At 66.6% G+C, this 14,059-nt stretch carries 14 protein-coding genes; 7 read left to right on the plus strand and 7 right to left on the minus strand.

Translation table 11 applies throughout. The features are described from left to right. Positions 1–127 precede the first annotated feature (127 nt). Positions 128–685: a disulfide bond formation protein B gene (locus FVQ98_RS15120; RefSeq protein WP_147914288.1), complete on the minus strand. Its 558-nt coding sequence runs from the start codon at positions 683–685 to the stop codon at positions 128–130. 206 nt (positions 686–891) lie between these two features. Then, positions 892–1,449 (minus strand): NADPH-dependent FMN reductase, encoded by a 558-nt coding sequence (locus tag FVQ98_RS15125; RefSeq protein ID WP_147914289.1) that lies wholly within the window; start codon positions 1,447–1,449, stop codon positions 892–894. Between the two features lie 139 nt (positions 1,450–1,588). Here FVQ98_RS15125 and FVQ98_RS15130 point away from each other — a divergent pair, with 139 nt between their 5' ends. The 7 genes from FVQ98_RS15130 (at position 1,589) to FVQ98_RS15160 (ending at position 8,447) form a co-directional block, all read left to right on the plus strand. After that, positions 1,589–2,440: an IclR family transcriptional regulator gene (locus tag FVQ98_RS15130; RefSeq protein WP_147914290.1), complete on the plus strand. Its 852-nt coding sequence runs from the start codon at positions 1,589–1,591 to the stop codon at positions 2,438–2,440. Positions 2,441–2,484: 44 nt separating this feature from the next. Further along, positions 2,485–2,925, plus strand: coding sequence for a lysozyme inhibitor LprI family protein (locus tag FVQ98_RS15135; protein WP_147914291.1), 441 nt, complete (start codon positions 2,485–2,487; stop codon positions 2,923–2,925). 144 nt (positions 2,926–3,069) lie between these two features. Continuing rightward, entirely contained in the window at positions 3,070–4,035 is a 966-nt protein-coding gene (locus FVQ98_RS15140; protein WP_147914292.1) for an MBL fold metallo-hydrolase, read from the plus strand. 257 nt (positions 4,036–4,292) lie between these two features. Next, a complete protein-coding gene (locus tag FVQ98_RS15145; protein ID WP_147914293.1) occupies positions 4,293–5,972 on the plus strand; it encodes an FAD-dependent oxidoreductase in 1,680 nt (559 codons plus the stop codon). A gap of 15 nt (positions 5,973–5,987) precedes the next feature. Then, positions 5,988–6,221, plus strand: coding sequence for a DUF2783 domain-containing protein (locus FVQ98_RS15150; RefSeq protein ID WP_147914294.1), 234 nt, complete (start codon positions 5,988–5,990; stop codon positions 6,219–6,221). Between the two features lie 32 nt (positions 6,222–6,253). After that, positions 6,254–6,799, plus strand: coding sequence for a VOC family protein (locus FVQ98_RS15155; protein WP_147914295.1), 546 nt, complete (start codon positions 6,254–6,256; stop codon positions 6,797–6,799). Positions 6,800–7,121: 322 nt separating this feature from the next. Continuing rightward, the gene (locus tag FVQ98_RS15160; protein ID WP_147914296.1) at positions 7,122–8,447 is read left to right on the plus strand and encodes a hypothetical protein; all 1,326 of its coding nucleotides are present in this window, start codon (positions 7,122–7,124) and stop codon (positions 8,445–8,447) included. A gap of 97 nt (positions 8,448–8,544) precedes the next feature. On the opposite strand, the gene FVQ98_RS15165 is transcribed toward FVQ98_RS15160, so the two are convergent. The 5 genes from FVQ98_RS15165 to FVQ98_RS15185 all read right to left on the minus strand — a co-directional run bounded on the left by FVQ98_RS15165 (position 8,545) and on the right by FVQ98_RS15185 (position 14,048). Further along, positions 8,545–10,068, minus strand: a complete 1,524-nt coding sequence (locus FVQ98_RS15165) for a rhomboid family intramembrane serine protease (RefSeq protein WP_147914297.1) — start codon at positions 10,066–10,068, stop codon at positions 8,545–8,547. A 250-nt stretch (positions 10,069–10,318) separates the two neighbouring features. Beyond that, positions 10,319–10,741, minus strand: coding sequence for a DUF6559 family protein (locus FVQ98_RS15170; RefSeq protein WP_147914298.1), 423 nt, complete (start codon positions 10,739–10,741; stop codon positions 10,319–10,321). Continuing rightward, entirely contained in the window at positions 10,738–11,094 is a 357-nt protein-coding gene (locus FVQ98_RS15175; RefSeq protein WP_147914299.1) for a heavy metal-binding domain-containing protein, read from the minus strand. The genes FVQ98_RS15170 and FVQ98_RS15175 overlap by 4 nt, the downstream gene beginning before the upstream one ends. Positions 11,095–11,282: 188 nt before the next feature. Next, complete coding sequence (locus tag FVQ98_RS15180) at positions 11,283–12,581, minus strand: O-acetylhomoserine aminocarboxypropyltransferase/cysteine synthase family protein (protein WP_147914300.1); 1,299 nt, start codon at positions 12,579–12,581, stop codon at positions 11,283–11,285. Between the two features lie 360 nt (positions 12,582–12,941). Further along, on the minus strand, positions 12,942–14,048 hold the full coding sequence (locus FVQ98_RS15185) for a DUF6817 domain-containing protein (protein WP_147914301.1): 1,107 nt from the start codon (positions 14,046–14,048) through the stop codon (positions 12,942–12,944). Between the last annotated feature and the right edge of the window lie 11 nt (positions 14,049–14,059).

Consider the following 14,059-nt stretch of genomic DNA (forward strand, 5'->3'; position numbering starts at 1 on the left):
AAAAGGGAACGTCGTTTCAACGTTCCCTTTGTAAGCCATCAGCGAAGCAGTAGGGCTTAACTGACTGGCATTGGCCCGCGAGGGCCGCTTTTTCATGGTCAGGCTGTTCGCACTGCCCGCGCGGGGGTCAGGCAGGCATCACGCCGTTGCGAGGCCCGGGCTGTTTGAGCAGCGTGATGAGAATCGCCGCGATGAAGATCAGGAACCAGACGAAGGACCAGTTGGCGATGGTGCCGCCCAGCAAGGTCCAGTCGACCGCGCTGCAGTCGCCGCCGCCCTTGAAGATCATGGGAATGGCGCGCTGCAGGGGGAAGGATTCGATCATTCCGTAGATGTCGCGCCCGCAGGTCGCAAATTCAGGCGGGTACCACTGCAGCCAGCTCTGGCGCGCGGCGGTGAAGGCGCCGAAACCGGCCACGCCCACGGCCATCAGGCCCCAGAAGCGCCAGGCTGCGACCTTGCGGCTGAACGCCGCAATGGCGCAGAACACACCCACCACGATCAGCGCGTAGCGCTGCACGATGCACATTGGGCACGGATCAAGCCCCACCACGTTCTGCAGGTAAAGAATGCCGAACGCCAGCATGGCGGCACTGATGGCGGCGATGGCGCCGAACACGCGGCGGGGATGGGCGAAGAAGGCGTTGAGCAAAGCGGTTGTCCGAAAAAAGGTCGGTCTGCACATGGCAGGCTGCCAGCTAGAGCGCTGCGCCGCGCCGAGGTTCCCCACCGGCGCCGAACGCGCTGCGCCATCAGACAGGTGGCGGCCAAGTTTGCTATTTTTTCGATAGCTGGCCGCGCTTTACCCGTCTGCGCAGAAGGCCGATTTTAGGTCAAAACCGCTTGGTGGTCCCGCTCGCCGCCTGGCTTGCGCAGCGGGAGGGCCGGGCCTTACTTGGCCTGCGGGAACTTCCTCACCCAGGCGACGAAGGCGTCCATGATGCCCTGGGCGAATTCTTTGCTCTGTTCGCCCATTTCGCCGTTGACCACCAGCCCGTCCTTCCACTGGATGAAGGCTTCGTTGCCCGCCAGCGTGGGCATGGCCAGGTAGGCCAGCACGTTGCGCAGGTGCTGCTGAGCCAGCGCGGTGCCGATGACGCCGACCGACACGCCCATGACGGCGGTCGGCTTGCCTGCCCACACGCTCTTGCCCCAGGGGCGCGACGCCTGGTCGATGGCGTTTTTCAGCACGCCCGGGATGGACCGGTTGTATTCGGGTGTGACGAACAGCACGCCGTCGGCCTGCTTGATCTCGTCGCGCAGACGTGCCACGGTCGGGACGGCAGGCGCGGCATCGGCGTCCTGATCGTACAGCGGCAGATCGTCGATGCGCACGAACGAGAACTTGAAGTCGGCCGGTGCCAGTTTGACGAAAGCCTCGGCAAACTGACGGTTGAAGGATTCCTTGCGGATGCTGCCGACGACGACAGCGATATGGGTCTGGCTCACGGAAAAACTCCTGAAAATGCGTGGGAAACACGCGGGGGTGTACTGCAACCGCGCATCATGCTGCGCCGCGCAAAACCTTGCAGGCAACGCCCTTCACCAGAACGTGTAGGACGACAGGCTGACCGTGATAATCGCCCACATGGTCAAGCCACTGTCTTCCGACGACCCGCTGGATCTGGCGCCCGACGCCGACCCAGGCCTCTCCGAGCCCAAGCGCCAGCGCCGCATCCAGTCCATCGAGGTCGGCATGCGAGTGCTGCAGGCGCTGACCGAACAGCAGCGCCCTCTGGCGCTCAAGGAACTGGCCGCGCTGGCCGGCATGCCGCCGGGCAAGGCGCACCCTTATCTGGTCAGCTTCATGGCCGCGGGCATGGTCAAGCAGAGCCCGCTCACCGGTCATTACGAACTCGGTCCGGCCGCGCTTCAGATGGGGTTGGCCGCGCTGCAGCAGCTCGATCCACTGACTGAGGCCAGCCAGGAGGCCGCCGTACTCGCCACCCGCGCCGACCTGAGCATCGCGCTGGCGGTGTGGGGCCAACTGGGCCCGACGGTAGTGCGCCTCGACGAGCCGCGCTACCCGCTGCACGTGAACCTGCGCGTGGGCACCGTGATGTCGCTCTTCAACACCATCACCGGGCGCGTCTTTGCCGCCTACCTGCCTGAAAAGATGGTGCGCACCATGCTGGAGGACGAGCACCGCCGCGTGGTGGGCGGCCCCAGTGCGGACTTCGATGCGCCCGAGATCCAGCGCCTGCTGGCCGAGATCCGTGCCAGCGGCATGGGCCGCGGACTGTCGATGCCGCAGCCGGGCGTCAACACCCTGTGCGCGCCAGTGTTCGACGCGGCCGGGCACCTGGCGCTGGTGATGACCATGATCGGCCCGCACGGCGAGTTCGGCGCCGAGATCGACAGCCCGGCCGGGCGCCTGCTGCGTGAACATGCCGCCAACGTCTCGCGGCGCTTGGGCTACGTGGCAGCGCAGACCGATTGATCGACCGGGCACATCCGCCCGTCTTTTCAGGACATCCGATACCCATGGCACTGTATTTCCCCGCTCCCCCCACCCGTAAGTGGGCGCGCTGCAGCGCGTCGGCCGCCGCCTTCGCCTGCCTGCTCGGCGCCTTCAGCGCCGCAGCGCACGCCGATGACAGTGACTATTCGGCCAGCTACCGCAGTTGCATGGACAAGGCCAGTGGGGTGACGGCGTCGATGATCGATTGCATCGGCGTGGAACTGCAGCGCCAGGACCAGCGGCTCAATGCGGCTTACCGCCAATTTCAGCAGACGCTCAAGCCAGCGCGCCGCCAACAGCTGCAAGCGGTGCAGCGCGAGTGGCTGCAGTACCGCCAAGCCAACTGCCGCTTCCAGGGCGACCCCGATGGCGGCACCGCCGCGCGCGTGGCGGGCAATGCCTGTGTGTTGGCGATGACTGCCACGCGAGCGCGCGAACTCGAACAGATGATGCCGGTGCGTTGACGTATTTCGGGTCTGCGCGCCTGGCGGCACCCGGGGTCGCGTGCGCCGCCACTGAAATTAAACATTAACGAACGAATTGACGAATAGATAATTCGCGCGCACAATCCGGCCCACCGATTCCCACCCCACGGAGACCGCATCCCCATGGCCGACAAAAAATTCGCCTCCCACGCCGACCTCGAAGAAAAGCAGATCAGCTGGGACAAGCTCAGCGACAACGCCTACGCCTACACGGCTGAAGGCGACCCCAACACCGGCGTCATCATCGGTGACGACGGCTGCATGATCATCGACGCCACCGCCACGCCCGTGGCCGCGCAAGGCGTCATCCAGAAGATCCGCGAGATCACCGACAAGCCCATCAAGTACGTGGTGCTGACCCACTACCACGCCGTGCGCGTGCTGGGCGCCAGTGGGTACAAGAACGAAGGCTTGGAGCAGATCATCGCCAGCCACGACACCTGGGACCTGATCGTCGAGCGCGGCCAGCAGGATATGGATTCGGAGATCGGCCGCTTCCCGCGCCTGTTCCAGGCCGTCGAAAGCGTGCCCGGCCTGACCTGGCCCACCATGACCTTCACCGGCGAGATGACCGTGTGGCTGGGCAAGCTGGAGGTCAAGATCAAGCAGGTGGGCCGCGGCCACACCAAGGGCGACACCATCGTCTACCTGCCCAGCCAGAACATCTGCTTCTCGGGCGATCTGGTGGAAGCCGACGCCGCCTGCTACACCGGCGACGCCTACCTGGCCGACTGGCCGCAGACGCTGGACAACCTGGCCGCCATGAAGTTCGACAAGCTGGTGCCCGGCCGTGGCCCCACGCTGATGACGCCCGACGCCGTCGCCAAAGGTCTGGCCTACACACGCGACTTCGTCAGCACGCTCTACAGCAGCGCCCAGGAAGCCGTGGCGCAGGGCATGGACCTGAACGCCACCATGAAGCACACGCGCAGCAAGATGGACCCGAAGTTCGCTCAGGTCTTCATCTACGAGCACTGCCTGCCCTTCGACGTGACCCGTGCGCACGACGAGGCCAGCGGCATCCGCGACCCGCGGATCTGGACCGCGGAGCGGGATCAGCAGATGTGGCATGAGCTGCAGAAGGTTTAACCCCCTGAGGCGCTGACGCGCCATCCCTCTTTTGCTGCGCAAGGGGGACGACGCCGATGTGCGGCGCAGGTCCGCACATGGCGTCCGCTGGGCGGGTGCGCACTTTGCGCAGCGTGCGCGAGGTTGGACGGTCAGCGACGTCGCTTTGTGGGACCGCAATTGCTTCTCAATTGATAGCTGCTTGCGCAGGTAGTTGTAGGGCCAGAGGCCAAAAAGACTTAAAAATCGTTCCGATCGCCGGAACACAGGAGACACAGGTGCAAAAGACCTTCACCTACCCCAAGTTCACATACGAGCGGCCGCCGGAGATTGCCGAAGGGCGCCCCGGGCATTACCCGGTGATCGTCATCGGCGCCGGCCCGGTGGGGCTGACGACGGCGATCGATCTGGCGCAGCAGGGGCAGGACGTGCTGCTGCTGGACGACGACGACACGGTGTCGATCGGCTCGCGCGGCGTGTGCTACGCCAAGCGCACGCTGGAGGTGCTGGACCGCATCGGCTGCGACAACCGCTTTGTCGACAAGGGCGTCAGCTGGGACGTGGGCCGCACCTTCTTTGGCGAAGGCGAGGTGTTCAACTTCAACCTGCGCCCGCAGGACCGCCACCTGCGCCCCGGCATGATCAACCTGCAGCAGTACTACCTGGAAGAGTTTCTGGTGCAGCGCTCGGACGAGCTGCCGCAGCTGCACAAGCGCTTCAAGAGCAAGGTGACGGCCGTCGCGCCCGGCGCCGAGCGCGTCACGCTGCAGGTCGAAACGCCCGATGGCCCCTACACGCTGACGACCGATTGGCTGGTGGTGGCCGACGGCGCGCGCAGCCCGGTCCGCACCATGCTGGGCCTGGACATCGACGGCAAGGTCTTCATGGACCGCTTTCTGATCGCCGATGTGGTGATGAAGGCCGACTTCCCGGCCGAGCGCTGGTTCTGGTTCGACCCGCCCTTTCACCCCAACCAGAGCGTGCTGCTGCACAAGCAGGCCGACAACGTCTGGCGCATCGACTTCCAGCTCGGCTGGCAGGCCGATCCGGTGGAAGAGAAAAAGCCCGAGAACGTCATCCCGCGCATCAAGGCCATGCTGGCGGCGCAAGGGGGATCGGAGCGCGAATTCGAGCTGGAATGGGTCAGCGTCTACACCTTCCAGTGCCGCCGCATGAACCGCTTCACCCATGGTCGCGTGCTGTTCGTGGGCGACGCGGCGCACCAGGTCTCGCCCTTCGGCGCGCGCGGCGCCAACAGCGGCATCCAGGACGCCGACAACCTGAGCTGGAAGCTCAAGCTGGTCATGGCTGGCCAGGCGCCCGCCACGCTGCTGGACAGCTACCACGAAGAGCGCTCCTACGCGGCGGACGAGAACCTGCTCAATTCGACCCGCTCCACCGACTTCATCACGCCCAAGAGCGCCACCAGCAAGACCTTTCGCAACGCCGTGCTCAGTCTGGCGGGCAAATACCCGTTTGCGCGCGCGCTGGTCAATTCCGGGCGCCTCTCGGTGCCGAGCTGGCTGGCCGATTCGCGCCTGAACACGCCCGACAGCGACGGCTTTGCCGGCGACATGATCCCGGGCGCCCCGCTGCTGGACGCGCCGGTGCAGGTCGCAGGGCAGCCCACGTGGCTGCTGCACCAGTTGGGCAACCGCTTCCAGCTGCTGTACTACACCGACGACGCCAGCCAGATCGACGCGGCGACGCTGGACGGCCTGGCGGCGCTGAACCGTCTGCCGATCGGCATTGAAGCCGTGGTGGTCGCCCCGCGCGGCCAGGCCGGCGCCGGCCTGAAGACGCTGACCGACGCCGAAGGCTGCGTGCGCGAGCGCTACGACCTGGCGCCCGGCAGCACCTACCTGCTGCGCCCCGACCAGCACGTGGCCGCCCGCTGGCGCGGCTTTGACGCCGCCCGTGCCCAGGCCGCGCTGGCGCGTGCCACCTGCAACGCCTGAAACCCGAGGTCTGCCATGCCCCTGAACACCGACCCCAATTTCCGCGAAGCCGGCAAGCGCTACTTCCAGACCTTCTCGCCGGGCGACGACTTCTATGAAGCGCTGATCGAGATGCACCGCGAGCTGAGCGACGATCAGAGCGCCGTCGTCAACGCGCGCCTGATCCTGCTGCTGTCCAACCACATCGGCGACATTGCCGTGCTGCGCGAAGCCATGCAGATCGCGCGCGCCGATGTTCAAATGGATTGATTGACCGCTACCGACGCAAGGAGACCTTAGCCATGCCCTTCATCGACCGCATCCACCACGTCGCCTACCGCTGCAAGAACGCCAAGCAGACCGTCGAGTGGTACCAGAAGTACCTCGACATGGATTTCATCCTGGCGATCGCCGAGAACGAAGTCCCCTCCACCAAGGAGCCGGACCCGTACATGCACATCTTCCTGGACGCGGGCAACGGCAACGTGCTGGCGTTCTTCGAGCTGCCAACCCGCCCCGAGATGGGCCGCGACGAGAACACCCCGGCCTGGACCCAGCACCTGGCGCTGAAGGTCGATTCGATGGAGACGCTGGACAAAGTCAAGGCCAAACTGGAAGCCGATGGCATCGGCGTGATCGGTCCCACGGACCACACCATCTTCAAGTCCATCTACTTTTTCGACCCCTCTGGCCACCGCCTGGAGCTGGCCGTCGACACCGCCACGCCGCAGATGAACAAGGCGCTGGATGCCGTCAAGTGGGACATGCTCAATGAGTGGGACCGCACCAAGAAAGCGCCGCAGCACGCGCGCTGGATGCACGACGGCAGCGCGGTCGAGTCGCACTGACGCGGCGACGCAAGCGCCCTCGCCCCGAACCAGGCGGTCATTGACCGCCTTTTCATGCCTGGGCAAGGCATGGTCAGCTATGCTTACAGTAGCTGCCAGCGCAGACAGGTCTTTGTCTTTGGGCCCATCTAATTCAACAAATCGACGATCTGGCATGGATGGGCCAGCCAGCGTCCGTCGCCGCACAGCGGCTTGACCCCACCGCCTGGCCGATATCCAGCGGCCCCACCCCGTATTTCGTAGCGTTCTGACACAATTGCGGCTGCCGCCGTCGCTCCGTCTGGGGGTAACCGCGTCCTTTCACCCTTGCCTGCTGTACCCCATGGCCGCCCTTTCTGCCCCTGCCTCCCTCTCCGATGACGACGAACGCCCGGCGGCGATCGCGCCGTTCTGGCAGCGGTTGAACAACTTCTTCCTGTTCCCGTTCCAGGTCGAGCCGCTGATCTTCATGACGCTGCTGGCGCTGGGCAGTTTTGGGTTGTTTTTGCCCTGGGTGGCGCGCATCCTGATCGCCATCGGCCTGCTGCTGGGCGCGAGCCGCTACGCCTTCAAGGTGGCGGCGCTGGCCTCGCGCGGCGTGCTGCACAGCCGCGACTACACCAACGCGCTGAACGACCCGGACTGGAAGGTCCTGCCCTGGAAGTTCTTCGCCGTCCTGCTGGTGCATGGCTTGGTGATCGGCTTTCTGGGCAGCCAGAACGAGTGGCTGGGCTTGCTGGCATCGCTGGTGTCGTCGCTGCTGCTGCCCGCCACGCTGATGGTGCTGATCCAGTCGGCCAGCCTGCGCGCGGCGCTCAACCCGTTCGAGCTGCTGGGCACCATGACCGACATCGGCGCGCAATATCTGTTGCTCTGCCTGTTCCTGTTCCTGCTGCAAGCGGGCTTCCCCAAGGCGGTCGAGCTGCTGCTGCCGATCACGCCGGGCTGGCTGCTGCTGCCCATGCTGACCTTCTGCGCGGTGTACTTCCTGTGGGTGATGGCCGCACTGATCGGCTACGTGATGTACCAGCACCACGGGTCGCTCGACATCGACCTGCTGCGCGAGCCCGAACCCGACGCCGCCGCCGTGGCCGCGCGTCCGGTCAAGACCGAAGCCCAAGTGCGCGACGCGGAAGTGGCCGAGCTGGTGCAAAAAGGCGATCTGAACGGCGCCATCGCCCAGGCGCGCGAATGGGCGCGCGTGGGCTTTGACAACGTTTCTGACCAGCGCCGCTACCACCGCGTGCTGCTGCTGGACGACGTGCATTCCGGCCGGCTGCGCGACCACACCCAGCGCTACCTGCCGCTGCTGCTGATCCGCAAGCTGGGCCCCGAGGCGCTAGAAGCGCACGCCGCCGTGCTGAAGCGGATCCCCGACTTCGCCATCGACAAGGCCGACACCACGCTCGCCCTGGCCGAACAGGCCTGGAAGCGCATGGACGCCAAGCAGACCATCGCCCTGCTGCGCGGCTTTGACCGGCATTACCCTGGCGTGGTGGAGATCCCGCGCGCCTACGAGTTGATCATCCGCGCGCTCAAGCAAGGCCTGGGCAAGGGCGACAAGGCCATGCCGGTGATGCAGGCCATGCAGCGCCGCTACCCCGACCACCCGTCGACGCAGGAAGCCGCCTGGGTGCTGCGCGACGAGCTCGAAAAGCTATCTTCCTGATAGCTGCCTGCGCCGGTGGTTGTAGGGCCAGCGGTCGATTTGGCTTGAAATTTTCAGCGTGACGACCCGGGCCTGATCGGCGCCACGCGCCCCCTTCTCAGCTTGCGCCCTGCCCCGCCAGGCGCCGCGTCAGTGCCTCGTGCGGCGCGTGCCGCTCCAAGAGCGGCAGCCAGGTCTGTGCCTGCTGGTGGCGCCCGGCCTTCATCTGGGCGTTGATCAGCAATTCGAACGTGTCCAGCCAGCCCTCGGGAGGCGGCGCGCTGCGCGCCAGCACGCGCGCCAGTTGCTCGGCGTCGTGGATTTCCCCTTCCAGCACGAAGCTGCGCACCAGCTGCTGCAGCGTCGCCGGGCTGATGCGAATGCCGGGTTTGGCGCGGTCCAAGTACACGCGGTAGCTTTCCACCTGAAGGCGCCGGTGCGGCGCGTGGCGGGTCGACAGCTTGAAGATCTGCCGCGCCGCGGCGTGAAAGCTGTCGCTGGCCGGGTCGTGCCGGGCCGCGTCAAACCAGGCGCGCAGCAGCTCCGGGTCGGTTGGCGCGAGGCGCGCGGCGCGCTGCCAGACCAGCGCAGCGTCGGCAAAACGCAGGCTCTGCGTCAGCGCGCGGGCCTTGTCGACCAGCGGCTTCAGCTCGGCATGGCGCGCAGCCGCCGCCGCATCGGCTTGGCTCGGCGCAGGGGCACTGGGCGCCTCCACGCGGCGCGTGGCCATGATCAGCGCCATCAGCAGCGCGCCGGTGATCAGCCCGCCCAGGTGCGCCATGTAGGCCACCTGCGCGCCGCCCATCAGGTGCTGCACCAGCTCAAACGCCATCCACACCGGCAGCATGACCAGCGCCGGCCAGCGCGCGTAGTTGAAGTAGAAGAACAGCATGTAGAAAAACGGGATGCGCCGCAGCCGGTACAGCACCACGTACATGCCCATCAGCGCCGACACCGCGCCCGACGCGCCCAGGCCCAGCCCGCCGTTGCCCGCGTACACCCAGGCCGCCAGCGCCGACGCGCCGATGCCGCCCAGCAGGTAGCACGCCAGGTACAGGCCGCGCCCCAGCGCCATTTCCAGCGTGAAGCCAAACAGGAACAGGAAGACCATGTTGCCCACCAGGTGCCCCACGCCGCCGTGCAGGAAGGTGTTGGTCAGCCAGGTGATGGGGCGAAACGGCGCGTTGGCGTCATGGTTTTGCGACCAACGTTCGGTGAAGCGGGCGGGCTCGGTCGGCGTGAAGGCGTCGCGCGCGGCCTTCCAGTCTGCGTGGCGCGGGTCGCCCGGGCCGATCAGCCGGCCGTCCAGCAGGCGCTCGCGGAAGGCGCTGTCATGCCACATGGCCTGGTAGACCAACTCGACCATGTCGGCGCGCTGTGCCTGCTCGACGGCGTCGGCGCGCCGGCGGTCGCGCGCCTTGCCCGAGGCGGCAGCCCGTCGATCCAGCTCCTGTGCGTACAACGGCAGCTCGATCTTCGGCAGCGGCGTGTGCTGGTAGCGCTCGGCCGCGCGCTGCACCGCGCGTTCTTCCGGCACCTGCCAGGCGAAGAACACCCAGCAGTTGATGGCGATCAGCAGCAGCGTCATCCACGGCGGCGAGCGCCAGGACGGCTTGGTTTCCAGCGGGATGGCGATGAACATGGCGCGAGGCGCCCTCTCCTGCGCCGTCCGGTCGGGGCCGCGCGGCGCCAGGCACCGGCGCGCACGATCCGCGAGTCGCTACAACTTGTAATAGCTGGCGATTCTAGGGGGTGGCGCGCTGGCAGGCGCTGCGGCGGCGCATTCCCTCGATCATGGAGAAAGAAATACGGCTTTTACCTCAGTGGCGCTTACGCTGGCAGCTATGCAATTCAGAGCGTTTGCCCGGCAGGGTCGCGCTGCGCCTGACGCATCAAAGGTCGAAAAAGTCGAAGATCGACCAGTCCAGGTCGGGCAGCTCCAGCCACGACAGATCCCAGTCGAAATCCAGCCATGACGCCGCGTCGACCTGCACACTGTCTACGCTCAGCGCCTCGGTCAGCTCTGCCTTCATGGCGGCGTAGTTACAGGCCTGGCCGCTGCCCGCGTGCAGGCGGTCGAAGTCGGCGTGGGTGTTGAAGAAAGCGTGCGACCAGCAACCCACGTCGAGCGGGATGGCCTGGCGCTGGTTGGCGCGCCGCACCTGTTCCACCGTGTAGTAGCGCAGCTTGCCGTACTGGCGCACCAGCTCATCGCCCACCTTCTTGATCTGGCGGCGCGCCTGCAGCGGGCGCGTGCTGCAGGCGGGCGGCAGGGGTGTGGCTGGCGCTTGGGCTGTCGGCGCGGCGCCGTTCATGCCATTTTCACGGCGGTGCCGCTGACCGAGACCATCATCATGCCGTTGGTCTCGCCCAGCACCTCGTAGTCGAAGTCGATGCCGACGATGCCGTTGGCGCCCAACTCGCGCGCGGCGGCCTTGGCTTCTTCCAGCGCGGCTTCGCGCGCACCGGCCAGGGCGCGCTCATAACCGCCTGCGCGGCCGCCGACCACGTCGCGCACGCTGGAGAACATGTCGCGGAAGATGTTGGCGCCGATGATGGCTTCGCCGTTCACCAGGCCCAGAAACTGCGCCACCTGCGCCCCGCCCTGCCCTTGCGGCACGACGGTGGACAGGAAGAAGTCGTCGGACGACTTGGAAAACCATCCCATGTTTCACCCTCCTTGAGGGCGGCAGCGCCAGCGTCGGCGCCCCGCCTAGCCCCCCGCGCATCCGATCGGACGCGCAGTGGGTCACTACATTTTACATAGCTGCTCGCGCAGGTGGTACTAGGGCCAGCGGCCGAATTTACCCTGAATGCGCGAATTCGGCGCCGCCCCGGCCCCGTGCGCCCCGCGCCTCAGACCTTGGCCAGCGCCTGGTCCAAATCGGCGATCAAATCGTCGATGTGCTCGATGCCCACGCACAGGCGCACGGTTTCTTCCTTCACGCCGGTCTTGGCCAGCTCATCGGGCGACAGCTGGCGGTGCGTGGTGCTGGCCGGGTGCGTGGCCAGCGACTTGGTGTCGCCAATGTTGACCAGGCGGGTGAACAGCTGCAGCGCATCCAAAAAGCGCGCACCGGCCGCACGGGCGTCGTCACCGGCCGCCGACTTCACGCCGAAGGTGAACAGGCCGGACGCGCGCCCGCCCATGTACTTCTTGGCCAGCGCGTGGTCGCGGTGGTCGGGCAGGCCGGCGTAGCTGACCCACGCCACCTTCGGGTGCTTTTGCAGCCATTCGGCGATCTTCTGCGTGTTCTCGCCAATGCGGTCCATGCGCAGCGCCAGGGTTTCGATGCCCTGCAGGATCTGCCAGGCGTTGAAGGGCGACAGCGCGGCGCCCATGTTGCGCAGCGGCACGACGCGCGCGCGGCCGATGTAGGCGGCGGCGCCCAGCGCTTCGGTGTAGACCACGCCGTGGTAGCTGACGTCGGGCTCGTTCAGGCGCGGAAAGCGCGCTTTGTGCTCGGCCCAGGGGAACTTGCCGCTGTCGACGATCACGCCGCCGATGCTGGTGCCGTGGCCGCCCATGTACTTGGTCAGCGAATGCACGACGATGTCGGCGCCGTGCTCGAACGGGCGCAGCAGGTACGGGCTGGCGACGGTGTTGTCCACGATGACGGGCACGCCGTGCTTGTGCGCAATGGCGGCGACCTTGGCGATGTCGGTCACGTTGCCGGCCGGGTTGCCGATGGATTCGACGTAGACGGCCTTGGTGCGCGCGTCGATCAGCTTGTCAAAGCTGTCCGGGTCGTTGTGGTCGGCAAAGCGCGTTTCGATGCCGTACTGCGGCAGCGTGTGCGCGAACAGGTTGTAGGTGCCGCCGTACAGCGCGGTGCTGCTGACGATGTTGTCGCCCGCCTCGGCAATGGTCTGGATGGCGTAGGTGATGGCCGACTGGCCCGAGGCCACAGCCAGCGCGCCGATGCCGCCTTCCAGCGCCGCGACGCGCTTTTCCAGTACGTCGTTGGTCGGGTTCATGATGCGCGAATAGATGTTGCCCGGCACCTTCAAATCGAACAAGTCGGCGCCGTGCTGCGCGCTGTCAAAGGCGTAGGCCACCGTCTGGTACAGCGGCACCGCCACGGCCTTGGTGGTCGGGTCGGGCGTGTAGCCGGCGTGCACGGATTGGGTTTCAAACTTCCAGGTGTCGGACATGGGGGCTCCTGAGGGTCGCTATTGTTTGAGTAGCTGTATGCGCTGATGGTTGTAGGGCTGGAGGCCGATTTCTTTAAAATCCGGCTTGTGCAGACGCGCGAACAGCGGAATCTTGCAGTCTAGTGCCCTGTTGCGGCGAATCCCCGGACGCGCTGAGACCGTTTCGTCATGAGCTTATGTCAGCTGCGTCGACCCACGTTCGCCGCCGTCGCTGGGCAACGCACCGGGAGGCGGTTTGTCGCCAAGCGACTGCGCACAGCGATTTTTCATTGCCAAATTGATAGCAGCCTGCGCAGGTGGCTGTAGCGCTGGCGTGCCATTTCATTTCGATCAAAACCTGCCTCGGCACCCCGGCGCCACTCAGGCACCCGCGCGCAACGCCACGTTGTTCAACTTGTCCAACCGCTCCGGCCACGCACCCGGGCCGTCGGTGGTCGCGCCTTGCAGCAGGATGCGGGTCCAGGCGATCCAGGCGTCCCATTGCACGCGTTTGTCCCAGGCGTTGCCCCAGCTGCAGAACGCTTGCAGGGCGCTTTCTGCCGCGCGGGCGGCGTCTTCGCGGCGGCCGGCGCTCAGGTACAGCTGGGCCAGCACCATCTGCGGCTCGCCCACCCAGGGGTTCAGGCGCACGGCCTGCTCCAGCACGCCGGTGGCCACGTCCAGGTCGGCCAGCGGCTGGTCTTGCTGGATGACGGACCAATACAGGCTGGCGGCGGCCGCGTCGTCGCTGGCGCTGAACGGCGCGGTGCAGGCCTCAAACACCGGCGGCATCGGCAAACGCCCTTTCAGTTTCGGGTGCTGCAGCGCCAGGCCCAGGCGGTTGATCTGGTGCAGCATGCGGCCGGACGGGCGCATCGGCCCGGGCCAGAGCGAGGCCATCCAGTGCACCTTCTGCTGACGGCTGGTGTCGGTGTCGGGAAAGCGCGAATAGATGTCGTCCTGCCAGCTGAACCATTGCTCGATCGTGTCGGCCATGCTGACGACCAAAAAGGCGGCCACCACGTCCGGCGCCAGCGTGATCGGCTCGCCCTGGTTGGTGTGCAGCGGCAGGCTGCCGTCGGGCTCGATCTGCCCGGCCAGCACCTTCTGCGTGAATTCGCGGCGCGAGGCGGTGCAGAACAGGTAGACCAGCTCTTCCTCGCCCTGGCCGACCAGCGCCTGCAGGCGCCCGCGCTCGGTCGCCATGTCGAACTTGACCAGGTCGACGAAGGCGTTGCCGTACACGCTGTGCAGCAGGCCCAGCAGGCGCACGGCGCGCGGCTGCTGCCACAGCGCCAGGCTGCGCGCCACGCCGATCAGGTGGTGGCGAAAGGTGCCGGCCTTGTGCCAGTCCTGCCCCACACCGCGCGCCAGCACGGTGGGCAGCACGGGCGCCAGGTCGGCGTCGTGCGCCAGCCATTCGTCGTCCAGCAGTGCCTGGGCGCGGGCGAACAGGTCGGGGTCGAGGGCTTGCAGGGGCAGCTTCATCGGGCGCAGAT

It is taken from the genome of Ottowia flava (assembly GCF_008017535.1).
Lineage (GTDB): Bacteria > Pseudomonadota > Gammaproteobacteria > Burkholderiales > Burkholderiaceae_C > Ottowia > Ottowia flava.